The organism is Desulfobulbus elongatus DSM 2908 (assembly GCF_000621145.1).
Taxonomy (GTDB): Bacteria; Desulfobacterota; Desulfobulbia; order Desulfobulbales; family Desulfobulbaceae; genus Desulfobulbus; species Desulfobulbus elongatus.
Map to the genome: position 1 here is coordinate 150,448 of NZ_JHZB01000002.1, position 16,195 is coordinate 166,642.

Below are 16,195 nucleotides of genomic sequence, written 5' to 3' on the forward strand. Positions count from 1 at the left end.
CATGAACACCGTGCCCATTCATCAATCCTTGCACCGTCATAGCCTAGTGTTAGGCGCTGAGCGCGAACTGGTGATGTTCAGCGCCCTGATAGCCTTTCTTGTGGGCGTCGGCGGCATGACCGGCATTGCGGCTGTCAGTGCCGCCGTGTTTTGGCTCTCGGCGGTGTTTGTCCTGCGCCTGATGGCGAAAGCCGACCCGCAGATGTCGAAGATCTGGATGCGGCATATCCGGCAACAGGACTTCTATTCGGCCCGCAGTAGCCGCTGGCGGCGACAAGGAGGTTTTCGATGCTGATCAAGGACTATCGCAGCCAGGCCAAGGGCCTGCCGGACCTGCTGCCCTATGCTGCGCTGATCGCGCCGGGCGTGGTGCTGGGTAAGGACGGCTCGTTCCTCGCGGGCTGGAAAATCAGCGGTCCGGATACAGCCAGCTCGACGGATGAAGAGCTGGCATGGATGGCCCGGCAGGTGAGCAACGGCATCCGGTTGCTCGGCACCGGCTGGATGCTGCATGTCGATGCGGTACGCCTGCCGCATCATGCGTATCCGCCGGAAGACTCCGGACACTTCCCCGATCCGGTCACTCGCCTGATCGATGAAGAGCGGCGGGAATATTTCGGCAGCGGCCTGTGCTACCGAACCCAAACAATCCTCGTGGTGACTTATAAACCCGCCCTGCAGGTTGTCAAAATGACGCAGGCCATCCAGACCGGCGGCACCGCCGTCGGCGGCATGGAAAAAGCGCTGGAGCACTTCCAGGGCACCCTGGCCGAGTTGGAGGATATTCTGTCCTCGGTGGTGAGGATGGAGCGCCTGACGGAGACGGAAGAAATGGGTGTGCTCTGCTCCAGCCTGCTGTCGCATCTCCAGGGGTGCGTCACCGGGATTTTTCACCCGGTGCGTGTGCCGTCTAGCCCGATGTACCTGGATGCTATCCTTGGCGGCGTCGACCTGACGGCCGGCCTGCGGCTCCGCCTGGGTGATCGCCACCTTGCCGTGCTGTCCCTGGATGGCCTGCCGCTCGAATCCTACCCATCCATGCTGTCGGCGCTTGATGGCCTATCCTTGCCGTATCGTTATTCGACGCGGTTCATTTGCTTGGACCAGCTTGACGGCACGCGGGAAATCAATATGTACCGCAAGGGCTGGCAACAACAAATGTTTCGTTTCATCGACAAGTTTCTCAACAACGCCAGCGCCCGAATCAACCGCGACGCGGCAATGATGCGAGACGATGCCGAGGAGGCTTTCCTGGCAGTGCAGAGTGGCTTGGTCGGTGTCGGCTACCTCTCGCAGTGCATCGTCCTGATGCACGAGGATGAAGACGAGCTGACCAGCCAGAGCCGCGATCTCCGGCGGCTGATCCAGACGCTCGGTTTTGGCTGCCGACTCGAATCAATCAACGCCCTGGAGGCTTGGCTGGGCTCGCATCCGGGTAACGGCTGGGCGAATGTCCGGCGGCCCCTGGTCAACACGCTCAACTTGGCGCACCTGCTGCCGCTGGCAACGGTCTGGACCGGCCGCCGGTATGCCCCCTGTCCGTTCTATCCGCCTCGATCCCGGCCGCTGGCGGTCCTTGCCACGGACGGCTCGACTCCGTTCTGGTGCAACCTCCATGCCGGCGATCTCGGCCACACCTTGATTTTCGGGCCGACGGGTGCCGGCAAATCTACCCTGCTCGGCCTGCTCGCCGCGCAGTTTCGAGCCTACCCGCACGCATCCATAACAGCGTTCGACAAGGGCGAAAGCCTCTTGCCGCTCTGCCTCGGTGCCGGCGGCAGCCATTTCAACATCGGCGTTGATCCGCTGTCCTTCGCTCCCCTGCAAAGCATCGACAAGGAGGAAGAATTTACCTGGGCCGCCAACTGGATCGTCACATGTGCGGAGCTGCAAAAGCTCGTCGTCCTGCCGGGCCACCGCAACGACATCCATCAAGCATTGTCTACCCTGCGGCACAATCCGCCGGAAATGCGGTCGATGACCGATTTCTGGCATGTGCTCCAGTCACGCGATCTGAAGGAAGCGCTGAACCATTACACCAACCAGGGGGCAATGGGCCGCCTTCTCGACGCTCAGGCGGATAACTTGCAAATCTCGCAGTTCACAGTCTTTGAAATCGAATCCCTCATGGAGATGGGGGAGGCCAATATGCTGCCGGTGCTGCTCTACCTGTTCCACCGGTTCGAGCAGTCGCTCAATGGTCAGCCGGCCCTGCTGATCCTTGATGAAGCCTGGGTCATGCTGGGCAACCCGGTTTTCCGGGAAAAAATCAGGGAATGGTTGAAAGTCCTTAGAAAGCGGAACTGCGCGGTGGTCCTGGCAACGCAAAGCCTGTCCGACGCGGAACGCTCGGGCATCGTGGACGTGCTTGCCGAATCCTGCCCGACAAAAATCTACCTGCCGAACCTCACGGCCCGCGAGAAACAGCATCATTTGTACCTCGACCTTGGCCTCAACGAGCGCCAGGTGGAGATCATCGCCAACGCCACCCCGAAGCGTGACTATTACGTTGTCTCGCCCGAGGGTCGCCGCTTGGTGCAACTGGCGCTCGGCCCCCGCACACTCTCGTTTGTCGGAGCCTCAGACAAGGAAAGCCTGAGCAGAATCAAGGAACTCTCTGCTCAATACGGCCAGGAATGGCCCGCTGTCTGGCTCAAAGAGAGAGGGTTGGTTGATACCATTTGCGGTGGCCGCGGCCAAGTGTCCGGAGCTGCTTTTGATACCAATTCAGACCCGGCGCCGCTCCGATCGGCAGGCCATGAATCTGATGAATGGTATCAGGACTCCAAGAATGAGGGAAAAGATAATGGATATTGAGAGACAGGCCATAGAACGAACGCTGCACAATCTGCTCTATGTCTGCCTGTATTCCGGCAGGTGGGGCGAGGGTATTCATAAGGTGATGAACGAAAATAGAAATGTCATGCGTGAAATCTATAAAAGACCAGACACCAGGAGCAAATTTATCTGGATGGAGGATGTCATAACCAAGCACGACATTTTCTTTGAAAGTCTGCTTTCCGCTTTGCGTCCTACTTTCCCAAGCGCCGGAAAAGATACGCATTATGGCGAAAATGGAATGCCGCTGACCCCCTGGCCTGGGCGCAATTACGGGCCTGCTGAAATTATGTGGACGGAAACGTGGGCGGAAATCTGGGATTGCCAGACCCGTTCCCTGGGAATCAATGACTTTTGTAGCAGCGTCATGACCGACCCGACCTGCCTCAAGAGTTGTTTTCGCAGGGTTATGAAAGTGTGCCTTTGGTCGCTGGATATTCGCCTGGATGAAAACCGGTACATGCTGGAAACCCTGCTTGCCAACCCGGACGCATTGGAAGGATGGGTGCAATGCCAACTGGAGAAGGTCGATTGGTTCCTTCTGGATGTCTGGCAAGCCCTGGAAATGGATGAGCAATACAAAAAACATTCAAACTGGAGCCCCGGCTTCCGCCCCTGGCCAGGCGATAAACAAGAGCATGCCGAGGGGTTGCTTCGGGAAAGGTCACGGCAATATCAAGCCAAGCCACAACAGGTCAATATGCGGAACTTCCTCATACAACAAGGGGTAATTGATGAGCCCCGGCGAACCGTTGGAGTTCAGGAACATATTCAAGTGGGCAAGCAAGAGGAAAAACCTTTGCCCCGTGAACCAGAAGCCAGATAGTGCGGGTGTTGCCATGGTTAAGCCGCAGGGAATCGTCTCGGATATGGGCGACTTCCGCCAGAGGAACAGGCGCATCGGCCCCTTTGGCGAAATACAAATCTGTCCATCCAGACTGGAGTTTGCGGTCGGCTACTAATGGCTGGCTAACGTCTACAAGGTGTTTGTCCCATATAGCAAAAAAACGCTCCGTTTCGACGAAAACAGCTTTGTGCCCGGATTCCTTCTGTTCCGGGTAGAGCCTCATGTAGACGTATCGTGCACCGTATGGCCGGACAGGAATTTTGTAAAGCTCGATTATTTCAATGCTCAAGGAAATATCTCCTTCGAAATGGAACAAAGAGGAACTCCATGAAAAAACTACCGATCATTGCCGCTGTCTCCCTGACCCTGAATATCCCCATTTTTTCTTTTGGAGAGACGGTCTATTGCACTAACTGCTCCACAACCGCGCTGCAAGCCCTGGATCGGGTCACCAATCTCTCACAGTTGACCACGCTGACGAACCAGTACACCGAGGCAATCACGCAGACCGCCCAGCAGATCAGCCTGGTCCAGCATGCGATCCAGAACACGATGCAATTGCCGCAGGCAATGCGCGGCGAACTTGCCGGGCAAATGACGCAGCTCGCCAATCTGACCAATCAGCTCCGGACCCAGCGCGGCGACTACACAGCCCTCGCTCAGGTCTTCAACAACCTCTTTCCTGCGCAGTCGACTTTCTCAAACCTGACGGCCGCTTCGTCAGCGGAAGAGATCGACGCGGCCAACCAGCAATACCGGGAACATCAAGACAAATGGTCGGCGGCCGTGGATGAAGCGAGCCTGTCGACCTACCAGCTCACCGGCCGCCAGCTCGATGACCTGGCGAACGCCGGCCAGCTCGACTCCTATGTGCAGAGTCTACTGGATAGCCCGGACGGGCAGATGAAGGCCATGCAGGCCGGCAACCAACTCGCAGCCCTACAATTGCAAGAGCAGCGGGAGCTGCGGGAGTTGGTTGCCACCAGCACCCAATCGGCGCTGGCCGCTCAGATGAAGGCGGAGAAGGAGGATCAGTTGGAGCGGGAGCAGTGGCGGGAGGCCATGCAGACAACCATCCTGCGTGCATCGGACCATCTGGACGATCCGCTCCCGTGATTTATCAGGGCAATGGTTTGTCCAAATTGTCGGGCTTTCTCAACATTTCGGTACTAAAGGCCCCTCGCTGTTCAGCCTCAATCTGTTCTTTGGTCTTGGTTTGTTGAGGCTGATTTGCGGTGACTTGAGATTGTGGGGCCTCGGTCTTGTTGTTGTCGCAGGCGGCCACCAGGCCGAGGACTCCAAGTAAACAAAGAAATGAGAGGAATTTTTTCATGTTGAAACGCTCCTTTTTGTTGTGCTGTCTTTTTATGGCGCTACTGGCTCCAGAATGCCAGGCAGCGGTGGATAAAGATGTAGTTACTCGGCTTGCTAACCAATTTTATACAGTTTCGAGAAGTTATGGGGCTGTCCTGGAACAGTACGCCCAAGGCTTGTTCAAGTGGTGCCTGATCCTGGACGTGGCCCTACTCGGAATCCGCGCCGCGCTCGGTCGCCAGGAAATCGGCGACACCATCAAGCAATTCATCTTCGTGCTGCTTTTCGCCGGTTTCTGCCTGGCGGTCATTACCCATTACCAGGAATGGACCGGCAATATCATTAATGGCTTGAAAGGGATAGCCACGACTCTCAGCGGCGAAGACCTCACCCTGTCGCCATTCAAAACCGGCTTCGAAATCGCTGCTAACATTCTCGAAAAAACCAGCAGGTGGGATCCAATAAAAAGCCTTGGATACCTGATTGCCGCCGTCGTGATTATGACCTGCTTCGCGCTGATAACAGCACGTATCTTACTCGTCAAATGCGAGGCCTACATTGCCATGAATGCGGCTGTGTTGCTGTTGGGCTTTGGCGGCTCTGGCCTGCTCAAAGAATACGCCATCAACACCATGCGCTATGCCTTGGCCGTGGCTTTCAAACTGTTTGTCATGCAGTTGGTTCTGGGCGTCGGCATGTCCTTCGTTCTTAGCTTTAGGGCAACCTCTGCCGCCACTTACGAGGAACTGATTGTCGTCATCGGCAGTGCGGTGATCCTCCTCGTCCTCATCGACAAGATACCCGAAGTCTGCGCCGGCATCATCACCGGCTCGCACCATGGCGGCGGCCAGGGCCTCGGCGCTGCCGGCAGTGCGGTGGCCGCCGGCGTCGGCGGCGCTGTAGGTGGCGCGGTCGGCGGTGCTGTCTCCACCGGGCGTGGCCTGGCTTCGATCAAGGCCGCGATGGATGTTGCCGGCCCGCAGGGCTCCGGCGGCAAAACCGGCTGGGCACGCGGCGGCGAAACTCTCAAAAACCTGGGCGGCGCGTACAGCGCGGCCCGGCGGCAACAAAATGCCTGGGGCTCGACCGGCCAGCGCATGAACTCCATCCTCAAAGACCAACGGGATGTCTCCAGGGCAACGAATGCGCCTGCGCCGCCCCAACAAGAGACCCCGAAAGTGGACCCACAGGATTAAGTTTAGCGGAAAACCACAGAATTTCCAAGAAAACAGGTGAATGGAATGACTTTTTTGAAATCAAAACGAGCATCCGGCCATAATGACCGGCCGCCGGCCGTCTCCAACCCATACCTGGCTGCCAGGGAGGAATGGCTGGAACGGTACGGCAACTACATCAGCCGGGCAGCACAGTGGCGGGTCGTGGCCTTTTCCGGCCTGGCGCTGCTGGGCATATCATTGGCTGGCAACATCATGCAGGCCAGACAAAGCAGTATCGCCCCCTACCTGGTCGAGATCGACAAGCTCGGCCGAATCAACAATGTGACCCGCCTTGAACAGAGGGCAGCGGTCCCGCGCAACCTGATCCAGGCGACGATCTCGGAGATGATCACCAACTGGCGCACCGTGACGGCCGACACCGAGTTGCAGCGGCAAATGATCGGCCGCCTGGGCAACGTGGTTGCCGGCGGAGCCAAGGGCGTCCTGAAACAATGGTTTGAGAGCAACAACCCCTATGAAATCGCCAAGTCCGGCCGGCTGATTCATGTGGAAATCAAGGGCTTGCCGCTGCCGGTGAGCGATACGTCTTACCGCGTGGAATGGACGGAGACCGTTCGGAGTCACGCGGGAGCGCTGCTGGAACAGCAATCCTACGAGGCCACCATGGCTATCCAGTTGATGCCACCGGAATCGGAGAAGGTCATCATGGTCAATCCCGGCGGGGTCTACATCACGGACCTGGCCGCGTCAAAAGTCATCAGCAGGTAACCAGGGTATGACTGACTACAGGAAGACCTTGTACGAGATGTTGAACTCTTCTCCGATGCGCTTTGCCATGTCCACGGTGATGTTGCGTTTGCCTTTTTCCATCTCGGCGACATGGTGCTGGCGGATACCGATGCGTTCGGCAAGTGCCTTCTGGGTAAGACCTTCCCGCGTGCGGAGGCCGCGTAGGGCCGTGCCGGGGTGTGCCTCCGGGAAAACTTCTTCCGCGCTGTACAGTTCTTCGCCGTGCTCATTCAGGGGCCGGGAAAACGTAGCCAACTCCAGTACGGAGTCGATGGCCTTGCGCAGGCGGACGGCTTCCGAGGTCGGCACGGTGAAGGATATTTCAGTCAATTCGCCGGTAGTCCGCATTCTCGTGTGTGCCAACATAACGCACCTCTATCAGTTGAATAGTTCTATCAATGACCTTCCAGACGGCCACATACCGGGGCTTGCCTTTATTCAAATGGCAATGATGAACGTCTTTTTTGCCGACAATCCTGCCGTAATGCGGCCAGTGGCCGCGTTCCGGGCCACCGGCCTCCAGCTCGCGGCGCAGGGTGTACAGGGCCGCCGCAATATCTGCGGGGAGCTTGTCTTTCTGTTTACGGGCCTTGCTCGTGAATTTGACGGTCCAGGTATCCATAAAAATACAATACCAGATTTAGGTATTTTTTCAAGGTAAAAAGGAGGAATGCATGAGAAAGACATTATGCACAGTAATTTTTCTTGCCTTGGGGTCGCCGGTCATGGCCGCCGCGCCCGGAGGGAGCCCGGTGGCTGTGAATCCGGATACGATGCTCAACCCGATGCCCGTTCAGCTCTCGCCTCAGCAGCGCGAAGCGTTGCAACTGGCGAACAAGGGCGGCGGTACCACCGCGCCCTATGTCGCCAGCGGCGGCAAGCTGGTCTATGTCCACGGAGCCAGCACGCCGTCAATCATCGCCGCGCCGTTCCAGGTATGCGACGTGGAGCTGGAGCCGGGCGAGAAGATCAATGAAATCGTGGTCGGCGATTCCTCGCGATGGATGGTGGAATCGGGCCTGGCCGGAGATTCCACGCCGCATCTGTTCATCAAGCCGGTGGACGCCGGCCTGGAAACCAGCGCGGTCATTACCACGGATAGACGCGCCTACCATCTGCGGCTCATCAGCCAGAAGACAGGGCACATGCCCTATATCGGCTTTGTCTATTCGGAGACAATCCGACGCCAGGCCGAGCAAAAGAGCCAGCAGGACGCCAAAGAAAAGGAATGGCGCACCACCACCGACGCCGGCGGCCGTCAGGTCGATCTCGCGAAGCTGAATTTTCGCTACGACCTCTCAGGGGATCGGCCGAGTTGGCGGCCGGAACGGGTCTACGATGACGGCCTGAAAACGTACATCCAACTTCCGTCCGGTGTTCGGGCCGGGGAAATGCCGGTCGTGCATGTCCGCAAGGGCGGTGAGTCCGTATTAGTCAATTACCGAGTGGACCCCTCGACCATGGCTATGACGGTTGACGGCATATTCAAGGACCTCTCCCTGATCGCCGGTGTGGGAGATAGCCAGGAATCAGTCGAGATCAGGAGGGCCAATTGATGAAGCAGATGATCGCTACGCTGCTGGGCGTGGCCCTGCTGGCCGGCTGCGCTCATCGAGACAAAGGCAGCTTTGTCAACGGCGAGGCCCTGCAAGTGGGCACGGCAGCGGAATCTATCGCCACCGATGCCACATCCGCAGTTGTTGCGTTGTACCCGCCGGGGAAAACGTCCATCCGGCTGCTAGTCGCCGGAAGCGACAGCTTCTCGGCGGCCTTTGAACAACACCTCCGGGCACGGGGGTTCAGTATCGTCCCATCTGCCCCCGGCACAGCTCCAGCGGGACTCCAGGTGTCTTATGTCCTGGATCGCCACAAGACGGATGGTTCGTTGATGTTGCGGCTCCAGTTTGCGGACGACAGCGGCAAACGAAAGATGATGCGTTCCTATACTGCCGCCGGCCAGGCTGAAGCGGCATTTTCAACGACTGGAGGGGTTTGGTGAAAAAACAATATCAAAGATCAGTGGCCGTTTTTGTCATTTCATGCGGCGTTGGAATCGCCGCGCCCTCCTTTGGGGGCGACCCCAGCGCCCCGCTCGGCAGTTGTACAGCCAATTCCGACGAATTGAATTGCGTCGCTTTAGACGATCTGCCCGCCGCTCCGGAAGTGCAGCAGAAAGACCTGGATGCTTTTGATCTGCCTTCGCCGCCGGCAGTGCAGGAAGAGAAACCCGTCAAGCCGGCCCATGGCAAGGGAAAGGCCGCCAAGAAAGCCGGCACGGCACAGAAGACTGCGGTGGCGGAAAAGCCCGCGAAAGGCCAGCCGCCTGCTCCCCCGAAACCGGCCGCGTCAAAAACTGCATTGCCAGCAAGGGAGACTGCTGCCGCCCCGATTTCGGCAAAAGAACGGCCCCCGGCGCCGACAACCAAGGCCAAGGAACAAGAGACGGCGGATCGGTCATCCAGTCCTCCAGCTCCACCACCGTCGCCGGCCCCGGCATGGACACTGAAAGCAGGCGAAACCGTGGGGCACGGGTTGCAGCTATGGGGTGATCGCGCTGGCTGGAAAGTGGTCTGGAACCTGACCAAGGACTGGTCGGTGCCGGCGCAATCAACCTTTCACGGCGATTTTCGCAGTGTGGCCACCGAGGTACTGCAAACCCTGGCCTCCAATGGGGCACTGATTCGTGGACAATTTTACGAAGGCAACAACACGCTCGTGGTCACCGGTCCCGGTGACTCCGCGCAGTAAGCGAGAGGGATTTATGAAAAAAATTATTGTCGTCATGGTCGCCGCGCTCCTGCTGACGAGTTGCGCCACAACGAAACAGGCCGCCGGCCTCAAGCGGAACGCCCTGGGCGATATTGAATCGGCCGAGGCCAAAGCGGCGCAGACCGCGCCAGTGGTCACGAGCACGCAAAGCGCCTATCTGCTCGGCGCACAAGTGCAGGTCGCCCCGCCGCCGTCGCCGGTCCTTGGCCGGCACGTCACCTATCATTCGACCAAGCCGGTTTCGCTTGCCGATGTCGCCGCCTGGATCAGGCAGGAGACGGGCCTGGTGGTGGATACCATCGATGCCCAACAAAGCAGCAGTACCGCGAGCCAGGCGAATGCACCCACCGGCCCGGTGCCCACGGTCATGCCGCCGCTGCCGGCTACGATGGGCGGCAGCGGCAGCCCTACGACCGTAAGCAGCAATCCGGCCCGTTCGCTCACCATCAATTACGAGGGACCGCTGTCGGGTCTGCTCGATGTCGCGGCCAACCAGTCGGGCATGTGGTGGAAAATGACCGACGGACGCTTGGTGTTTCGCGCCACCGAAACCAAGACTTTTTATTTGCCGGCCATTGCCCGCGCTTCGACAGGAAATAGCCAAATCAGCGCCACTACCGGCAACACCGGCAGCAGCAGCAACAGCGTCAGCAGCACGAGCGGTACCGGCTCGACCGGCAGCATGACATCCTCCGGCGGTGCCACCAGCACCAGCACTTATACCGTGGATGTGTGGGCGGACCTGGAAAAAACCGCAAAATCAATCAGCGGCGGTGCGCAGATCGTGGTGAACGCCTCGGTCGGCAGCATCTCGGTGACGGGCACGCCTGCACAAGTGCGCAGCGTGGAGGAGTGGACGAAGAGCCTGGCCGACAACCTGAGCCAACAGGTAGCGATCACCATCCACGTCTACAACGTAAAGGTGACGAATGAAGACAATTACAGTTGGAACCCGTCCGTTATTTTCAACGATCTTGCCCCTAAATACGGTTTTACGCTGGCCGGTCCCGATGTGCCGGCTGCGGTTTCAAATACCAACCCACTGAACTTTACCGCCAGCGTCTTGGAAAACGCCACGGGCAGGGCCGCAAAATGGAGCGGATCGCAAGTGGCCGTTGCCGCCCTGTCATCGCTTGGCGAGGTCACCGAAACGCTGCGGCAAACCGTGGTCACGCTCAACGGTCAGCCGGCACCGATCCAGGTGGCAAACCAGCTCGGTTATCTGGCTTCCACGACCGCGCCGGTCACCTATACCGGCACCGGCGGGGCAACCGTGCCGCCGTCGCTCACTCCAGGCACCTTGACGACCGGCTTTACCGCGATGTTTTTGCCCCGGATCGTCGGTGGCAAGATCATGCTGGCGATGAACCTGACCAGCAGCACGCTGAACAGCATGGGCAGCGTCGAAAGCGGTGGGTCGAGCATCCAGACACCAAACGTGGACGTGTCCACGTTCCAGCAGGCCGTCAGCCTGACCCCCGGCGACTCGGTGCTCTTGACCGGGTTCACCAAAGATAACGGCAACACCTCGCAAAATGGTGTGGGCACCCCGAGTTTCTGGGGCCTCGGCGGCGGAATCGACAGCACCGCCGGCAAGCAGATGATCGCAATTGTCATTACCGCAAAGGTGGTCTGAGATGAAAAAAACGATAGCCACATCAATCCTGATCGCCTTGGCAGGGACGGCACATGCCGAATCTTCGCTGTACGAGCAGTTAGACTCCCTGCGTTCTCAGAACGCAATTTTGTCCGAGACTTTGAAAAACAAGGAAATCCAAAGCAAGATTGAAAATCTGGACGCAAGAAGCGAAGCATCCGCGCCGGTGGCCACCGGCGACTTTTCCCCGTCATCGATGCCTTCGGCCTCTTCCCCGGCCTCTGTCGAACCGGCACGGCCGCCCCAGGTTCAAATGGTTTCAGGCGTCGGCGGAGCCTTAACGGCTCTGATTACCTTGCCCGGTGGTGGAAGTATCGCGGCCCGGATCGGCACCCGCATTCCGGATACCGGGGTTGTAAAGTCCATTTCCGCTCACGAAGTGCTCGTGGTCGGAAAGAGCGGCCTGGTCAGCCTGCCGTTTGCCGGTGAAGCCGGGAACCAGACTACTGCTCCCCGGCTCCAGCCGTTTGGAGGCCGCTGATGGGTGCTCAAATCGTGGAGCTGGGCAAGCGGCGGTATCTGGCCGGGATGCAATGGACCTCGTTCGAGACCGCGCCGACAAAAAAAGACCTGCTTGAGGACGCCGAGCGGCTGCATGCGTCCTGGGCATGCGTCCGCTTGGGCGAGGATGCCATCCAGGCCGGATTCTGCGAACCGGTGGTGGGAACCAAGCCAATCAAGCTATACAGCCTGGCGGCAATGGTCGCGGATTCCCGCCGGCAGCCGTGGCTAGGCATCTTTCGCGTCAAAGAAGGGCTGTGGTGGTATATCGCCGTCCGCGATGGGCATGCCATCTTACCCGACGGCGATGTGATCGGCGGCGAGGACGAGATTCGCGCCGCCAGGGATCGGCATTCCGGCTATACCGATTGGGAATATGTCGAGGGCGATATTTCCGATCTGCTGACCACCATCAAAAACTCACCGTGGATCAAGCCGTCGCCGGTCCGCGCCCTACACGGCAGCCCTCTCCCTGTTGTGCCGTTGGCGTTGGCCGCGTTGTTGGCCTGCGCCGGCATCGGCGGCTATCTCGGTTGGCAGCATTGGCAAGCGGTGAACCGACAACGAGCCTTGGCGCTCGCCAAGGCAAAAGTACAGACGGCCGCCCCGGTGTCGCCACTCTTGACACTCCCCATGCCCAACGCCTGGTTGGCGGCCTGTGGCAAGGTAATCTCCGGCTTGCCTCTTTCGGAAAACGGCTGGTCGCTTGACAAGGTGGCGTGCCGCGCCGATGCCGTGGACGTGCATTGGCTGCGATCACCAGGCGCCGTGGTGTCGTATCGTCCTGCGGGCATCGTGTCGTCCAACGGCGATGCCGTGGATCAAGTCGTTCCTCTGGCCCTTGAGAAAATAGGGAAAGAGGATGCAATCCAGCTTGCGGACGCCAAGCTCCGGCTGCAAGCCTGGGCGCAAGCGGTCGGCTTTACCCTGGTTGTCAACGATCCGCCAGCGCCCTTGCCGGGCGCGCAGCCCACAAATTCTGATGTTCCACTGCCGCCACCTCAATCCATGGTCACGCTTGATCTCCCTGTATCGCCATTTGGCATGAATTTCGAGATACCTGGCTTGCGCTGGTCCGCGCTTACGTCTACCGCCTCGGGCTGGCATCTGGAGGGCATATTGTATGGGAGCCGCTAAAGAGATTTTACCAATTCCCGAATCGCTCAGGGATGTGATCGCCTTCGATCACGAAGAAAGTTCGGTCTTTGTAGACAAAAGAGCCGCCGGCAATCCGCTTCTGCTTTCGTGGCAATCGCGCAACCGGGCTAAAGGCGTGGTGGTAAAGATTGTGCCCACGGATGTGGATGAAGTTTCCAAAATGCGGGCGTCAGGGTTACGGCCTGCCGCTGAGGCGGACACGGAAACGAACATGCTTGTCCGAGGCGAGGCGTTGGAGATTATCCAGCAGGCCGCAGCTTACGGCGCATCCGATATTCATTTCCTGATGCGGGGCACCTTCGCGGAAATCCAGATCGTGGTCAAGGGCGGCTTGCGCGTTTTGATGCGCCGGCAGCACAGGGAAGGAGCGGCTTTGGCCAGGGCCATCTATCAAGGCATCGCTCAGACCCGCGAGGCCAGCTACAACACTCCCGATTTCCAGAATGCTCAAATATCCGGCGCCGCCCTGCCGCCGGAATGCGGCGTGACCTCCATTCGTATCATCCGGGGGCCGTGTTACCCGCAGGCGCAAGACGGCGCCTTCATGACGCTGCGCCTGCAATACTCGGCTGTGCCCCCCACCGATCCAGCATTGCGGCCCTTGGTGGTGCCGCGCCGGCCCAAGGGGGAGTTTCGGGTCGAGGCCATGGGATACACCCCAAAACAGGTCGAGAAGCTGCGGTACATGATGAATGCCCCCAACGGCGCGGTGATTTTCACCGGCCCGACCGGCTCGGGCAAAACCACAACCATGTACGAAGCGCTGCGCGAGATCGCCCGCACAAAACCCGGCCGTCGGCTGGTGACGGTCGAGGACCCGGTTGAGTATCCGATGGAATGGGCGGTGCAAATGGCGGTCACCGGAGCCCGCAACGATGCCGAGACCGGCGCGGCGTTCAGTGACCGCTTGCGAGTCGCTCTCCGCATGGCCCCCAACATCATCCTGATCGGCGAGCTGCGCGGGCCTGACGTGGCGGTGTCGGCCCTGGAGGCGGCTGTCACCGGTCATCAGGTCTGGACCACCATGCACGTGACTGATCCCTTTCTGTTCGTGGATCGGCTGGAGCTGATGGATGGGACCAGGCTCGCCCGGCGCGTGTTCTGTGACCATAAAATCATTCGCGGCGTTGTCGCGCAACGCCTGTTGCCCAGGCTTTGCCAGGATTGCAGCGTGCGGCTTCAGGATGCTCCCGACGTGTTGCCGGCGGCCATGGTGGCGGCCCTGGCCACCTGGGGCGATCTCGGCCGGGTCCGCATGAGAAGCAAAGAAGGGTGCCCTCGATGCGGTAAGGAAGGATCGGTCGAACGCTTTGCGGTGGCGGAAATCGTGGTCATGGACGGCGCAATCATGCGCGACTTCGTGACAGAGGGCTCCGAGATCGCCCGCAACAATTACCACGCCCGGCCCGACGCTGACCCTTCCATGCTGGAAGCCGCGATTGGGCATGTGTTGGCCGGTGCGGTAGACCCTCGGGATGTCGAGGATTGCGTGGACATTATCGAGCCGAGGGACGCCCATGTTTAACCTCCGGCTGTCGAAACAATTTGTGGAGGCGATGGACCGCCTGGCGTTCTCCTGGCCGGTCCGCGAAGCCTTGTACCGGCATTTGTCCGCACAGATCAGCAACGGTGTCACCATCGAGGCCGCGCTTGATGCGTTTCGGGCAAGATTGCTGCGAAACAAGAGAAAGAGCAGCGCCGGCATTGTCGGTTCAGTTGCCCGGCGGATGCGTGACGGCGCAAGCCTGGCCTCCGCCCTCGGGGCGTGGGTGCCGCAAGACGAGGCGAGCCTGATTGCCGGCGGCGAGTTGGCCGGCAATCTGCCGCAATCCCTGGAGTTGATCATTGAATCAACTCGCAGAATCGAGGCCGTGAATCGTGCACTCAAGGCCGCGATGGTCACCCCGGTTTTCTATCTGCTCGCCGTGTACTTCACCGTTTGGGCCATCGGCCGGTACGTGTCGCCGGCATTGCAGCAGGCATTGCCGAAATACAAGGCCAGTGGCCTGATTTATGGCCTGTACGTAGCCGGCGACCTGGCGAACAGTTTGTGGGCGATTCTGCCGGCCGCAGTTGTCGCGTTGATCGTGGGCGCGGTGATCAGATCCATGACCCTGTGGACAGGCCGCTGGCGCATCATGGCGGAGCGCGTCTTTCCGTATTCGTTTTACCGCGATGTCCAGGGGTATCGCTGGCTGATGAGCTTTGTGGCGCTCCTCCGCGCCGGCATGCCCGACACGGAAATACTGTATCGGCAAATGCCCACGGCCACGCCGTGGCTCAAGGAGCGGCTGCATTTTTTATGGTGGCACATGAATAACGGCAGCTCCTTGCCGGTCGCGCTGATGTCAAAGGGCAGAGGTGGACAGCCGCCCTTTGGTTTTCCCAATCCGGATATGGTTGACGATATAGCTTCAATAGCCGGATTTGCTGATTTTTACGAACGAATTACAAAGCTGACAATGCAATGGGCCGATGAAATGCAGCGAATTACGCAAGCCCGAATCAAGGCATACGGCATTGTCATGGAAGTTCTGATGTATGCCGTTATCGGCATGCTGATGATGGCAATTAATTCCATGTCTGTCCAACTCGGTTCGATTTCAGTCTAACAGGCATTCAATCAATCCAAAAAGGAGCAAAAAAAATGAGTGAAATTCTTGGAACGCTATTCAAGTATTTAATGGTAATTTTGGGTGCTGTTGCAGTCGTTGCTCTCTTCTACATGACCCTCGGTCAAGACAAAACACACAAAGCCATAAGTTCAATCACGCAACTCCAGGCGAACACGCAAGGGTTGTTCAGCACGCACACGTCGTTTACCGACTTGAGCAGTGCAGTAGCCATCACCGCCGGCCTGGCGCCGCCCGACATGATCAGCGGCACCGCGCTGATAAACCCCTGGGGCGGCGCGGTCACCATCGCCGTCAACCCGTCGGTGTCATCGCGGTTCGACATTACCACGACCAATATTCCGGACGATGCCTGCTCCAAACTCGCCAGCATTTTGGGCGCTGCCGGCAGTTCTGCCACCAATCTGGCAGTGAACGGAACGGGGCTGACATTGCCGGTAAACATGGCCGCTGTCGTGACTGCCTGCAATGCCACTACCAACTCGATCACTATTACTTCCGGTCGATGAGC

The 16,195-nt window shown here is 59.0% G+C and carries 19 protein-coding genes; 15 read left to right on the forward strand and 4 right to left on the reverse strand.

Annotated features, from left to right (window positions below; all coding sequences use genetic code 11):
* Position 1 precedes the first annotated feature (1 nt).
* From trbD to Q362_RS0101690, 3 genes are read left to right on the forward strand one after another with little or no spacing between them, the layout of a single operon-like run.
* Positions 2–295, forward strand: coding sequence for a conjugal transfer protein TrbD (trbD, locus tag Q362_RS0101680; RefSeq protein ID WP_028317261.1), 294 nt, complete (start codon positions 2–4; stop codon positions 293–295).
* On the forward strand, positions 289–2,817 hold the full coding sequence (locus Q362_RS18630) for a VirB4 family type IV secretion/conjugal transfer ATPase (RefSeq protein ID WP_084312153.1): 2,529 nt from the start codon (positions 289–291) through the stop codon (positions 2,815–2,817). Before trbD ends, Q362_RS18630 begins: the two co-directional genes overlap by 7 nt.
* A complete protein-coding gene (locus tag Q362_RS0101690) occupies positions 2,807–3,664 on the forward strand; it encodes a hypothetical protein (RefSeq protein ID WP_028317262.1) in 858 nt (285 codons plus the stop codon). The genes Q362_RS18630 and Q362_RS0101690 overlap by 11 nt, the downstream gene beginning before the upstream one ends.
* On the opposite strand, the gene Q362_RS24955 is transcribed toward Q362_RS0101690, so the two are convergent.
* Complete coding sequence (locus Q362_RS24955; protein ID WP_425389233.1) at positions 3,552–3,908, reverse strand: plasmid fertility inhibition factor family protein; 357 nt, start codon at positions 3,906–3,908, stop codon at positions 3,552–3,554. The two genes, Q362_RS0101690 and Q362_RS24955, sit on opposite strands and share 113 nt — an antisense overlap.
* Before the next feature lie 104 nt (positions 3,909–4,012).
* Between Q362_RS24955 and Q362_RS21845 the strand changes: the two genes are divergently transcribed.
* Positions 4,013–4,801 carry a TrbJ/VirB5 family protein gene (locus tag Q362_RS21845; protein WP_051553462.1) on the forward strand — a complete coding sequence of 263 codons (789 nt, stop codon included), beginning with the start codon at positions 4,013–4,015 and terminating at the stop codon, positions 4,799–4,801.
* Between the two features lie 4 nt (positions 4,802–4,805).
* Here the strand turns inward: Q362_RS21845 and Q362_RS0101700 are convergent, their stop codons facing one another.
* Entirely contained in the window at positions 4,806–5,018 is a 213-nt protein-coding gene (locus Q362_RS0101700) for a hypothetical protein (protein ID WP_028317263.1), read from the reverse strand.
* Here Q362_RS0101700 and trbL point away from each other — a divergent pair.
* Entirely contained in the window at positions 5,017–6,195 is a 1,179-nt protein-coding gene (gene trbL, locus Q362_RS0101705) for a P-type conjugative transfer protein TrbL (RefSeq protein ID WP_084312155.1), read from the forward strand. The genes Q362_RS0101700 and trbL overlap by 2 nt on opposite strands.
* A gap of 45 nt (positions 6,196–6,240) precedes the next feature.
* Positions 6,241–6,945, forward strand: coding sequence for a VirB8/TrbF family protein (locus Q362_RS0101710; protein ID WP_028317265.1), 705 nt, complete (start codon positions 6,241–6,243; stop codon positions 6,943–6,945).
* Positions 6,946–6,960: 15 nt separating this feature from the next.
* Here the strand turns inward: Q362_RS0101710 and Q362_RS0101715 are convergent, their stop codons facing one another.
* Together Q362_RS0101715 and Q362_RS0101720 are read right to left on the reverse strand one after the other, a co-directional pair.
* Positions 6,961–7,296 carry a helix-turn-helix transcriptional regulator gene (locus tag Q362_RS0101715; RefSeq protein WP_051553464.1) on the reverse strand — a complete coding sequence of 112 codons (336 nt, stop codon included), beginning with the start codon at positions 7,294–7,296 and terminating at the stop codon, positions 6,961–6,963.
* Positions 7,289–7,588, reverse strand: coding sequence for a type II toxin-antitoxin system RelE family toxin (locus Q362_RS0101720; RefSeq protein WP_028317267.1), 300 nt, complete (start codon positions 7,586–7,588; stop codon positions 7,289–7,291). The genes Q362_RS0101715 and Q362_RS0101720 overlap by 8 nt, the downstream gene beginning before the upstream one ends.
* A 52-nt stretch (positions 7,589–7,640) precedes the next feature.
* Between Q362_RS0101720 and trbG the strand changes: the two genes are divergently transcribed.
* Genes trbG through Q362_RS0101770 form a run of 9 tightly spaced genes read left to right on the forward strand, consistent with a single transcriptional unit; the run spans position 7,641 to position 16,193 of the window.
* Complete coding sequence (gene trbG, locus Q362_RS0101725) at positions 7,641–8,522, forward strand: P-type conjugative transfer protein TrbG (protein ID WP_028317268.1); 882 nt, start codon at positions 7,641–7,643, stop codon at positions 8,520–8,522.
* Positions 8,522–8,965, forward strand: a complete 444-nt coding sequence (locus Q362_RS0101730) for a hypothetical protein (protein ID WP_028317269.1) — start codon at positions 8,522–8,524, stop codon at positions 8,963–8,965. Before trbG ends, Q362_RS0101730 begins: the two co-directional genes overlap by 1 nt.
* On the forward strand, positions 8,962–9,714 hold the full coding sequence (locus tag Q362_RS22635) for a toxin co-regulated pilus biosynthesis Q family protein (protein ID WP_169737347.1): 753 nt from the start codon (positions 8,962–8,964) through the stop codon (positions 9,712–9,714). Before Q362_RS0101730 ends, Q362_RS22635 begins: the two co-directional genes overlap by 4 nt.
* A 13-nt stretch (positions 9,715–9,727) precedes the next feature.
* Complete coding sequence (locus Q362_RS0101745; protein ID WP_028317271.1) at positions 9,728–11,371, forward strand: secretin N-terminal domain-containing protein; 1,644 nt, start codon at positions 9,728–9,730, stop codon at positions 11,369–11,371.
* A gap of 1 nt (position 11,372) precedes the next feature.
* The gene (gene pilP / locus Q362_RS0101750) at positions 11,373–11,873 is read left to right on the forward strand and encodes a type IV pilus biogenesis protein PilP (RefSeq protein WP_028317272.1); all 501 of its coding nucleotides are present in this window, start codon (positions 11,373–11,375) and stop codon (positions 11,871–11,873) included.
* Positions 11,873–13,030, forward strand: coding sequence for a type 4b pilus protein PilO2 (pilO2, locus tag Q362_RS0101755; protein ID WP_028317273.1), 1,158 nt, complete (start codon positions 11,873–11,875; stop codon positions 13,028–13,030). The genes pilP and pilO2 overlap by 1 nt, the downstream gene beginning before the upstream one ends.
* On the forward strand, positions 13,017–14,576 hold the full coding sequence (locus tag Q362_RS18640; protein ID WP_084312161.1) for a GspE/PulE family protein: 1,560 nt from the start codon (positions 13,017–13,019) through the stop codon (positions 14,574–14,576). Before pilO2 ends, Q362_RS18640 begins: the two co-directional genes overlap by 14 nt.
* A complete protein-coding gene (locus Q362_RS0101765; RefSeq protein ID WP_028317274.1) occupies positions 14,569–15,663 on the forward strand; it encodes a type II secretion system F family protein in 1,095 nt (364 codons plus the stop codon). The genes Q362_RS18640 and Q362_RS0101765 overlap by 8 nt, the downstream gene beginning before the upstream one ends.
* 35 nt (positions 15,664–15,698) lie before the next feature.
* Entirely contained in the window at positions 15,699–16,193 is a 495-nt protein-coding gene (locus tag Q362_RS0101770; RefSeq protein ID WP_028317275.1) for a type 4 pilus major pilin, read from the forward strand.
* The last annotated feature ends 2 nt before the right edge of the window (positions 16,194–16,195 follow it).

Excerpts from the sequence above, each read along its gene's own strand:
- pilP (WP_028317272.1), top strand. The coding sequence starts at position 11,373 with ATGAAAAAAACGATAGCCACATCAATCCTGATCGCCTTGGCAGGGACG.
- Q362_RS0101690 (WP_028317262.1), top strand. The coding sequence starts at position 2,807 with ATGGATATTGAGAGACAGGCCATAGAACGAACGCTGCACAATCTGCTC.
- Q362_RS18640 (WP_084312161.1), top strand. The coding sequence starts at position 13,017 with ATGGGAGCCGCTAAAGAGATTTTACCAATTCCCGAATCGCTCAGGGAT.
- Q362_RS0101710 (WP_028317265.1), top strand. The coding sequence starts at position 6,241 with ATGACTTTTTTGAAATCAAAACGAGCATCCGGCCATAATGACCGGCCG.
- Q362_RS24955 (WP_425389233.1), bottom strand. The coding sequence starts at position 3,908 with ATGAGGCTCTACCCGGAACAGAAGGAATCCGGGCACAAAGCTGTTTTC.
- Q362_RS0101765 (WP_028317274.1), top strand. The coding sequence starts at position 14,569 with ATGTTTAACCTCCGGCTGTCGAAACAATTTGTGGAGGCGATGGACCGC.
- trbG (WP_028317268.1), top strand. The coding sequence starts at position 7,641 with ATGAGAAAGACATTATGCACAGTAATTTTTCTTGCCTTGGGGTCGCCG.
- Q362_RS0101730 (WP_028317269.1), top strand. The coding sequence starts at position 8,522 with ATGAAGCAGATGATCGCTACGCTGCTGGGCGTGGCCCTGCTGGCCGGC.
- Q362_RS18630 (WP_084312153.1), top strand. The coding sequence starts at position 289 with ATGCTGATCAAGGACTATCGCAGCCAGGCCAAGGGCCTGCCGGACCTG.
- Q362_RS0101745 (WP_028317271.1), top strand. The coding sequence starts at position 9,728 with ATGAAAAAAATTATTGTCGTCATGGTCGCCGCGCTCCTGCTGACGAGT.
- Q362_RS0101700 (WP_028317263.1), bottom strand. The coding sequence starts at position 5,018 with ATGAAAAAATTCCTCTCATTTCTTTGTTTACTTGGAGTCCTCGGCCTG.
- pilO2 (WP_028317273.1), top strand. The coding sequence starts at position 11,873 with ATGGGTGCTCAAATCGTGGAGCTGGGCAAGCGGCGGTATCTGGCCGGG.
- trbL (WP_084312155.1), top strand. The coding sequence starts at position 5,017 with ATGTTGAAACGCTCCTTTTTGTTGTGCTGTCTTTTTATGGCGCTACTG.
- Q362_RS21845 (WP_051553462.1), top strand. The coding sequence starts at position 4,013 with ATGAAAAAACTACCGATCATTGCCGCTGTCTCCCTGACCCTGAATATC.
- Q362_RS0101770 (WP_028317275.1), top strand. The coding sequence starts at position 15,699 with ATGAGTGAAATTCTTGGAACGCTATTCAAGTATTTAATGGTAATTTTG.
- trbD (WP_028317261.1), top strand. The coding sequence starts at position 2 with ATGAACACCGTGCCCATTCATCAATCCTTGCACCGTCATAGCCTAGTG.
- Q362_RS0101720 (WP_028317267.1), bottom strand. The coding sequence starts at position 7,588 with ATGGATACCTGGACCGTCAAATTCACGAGCAAGGCCCGTAAACAGAAA.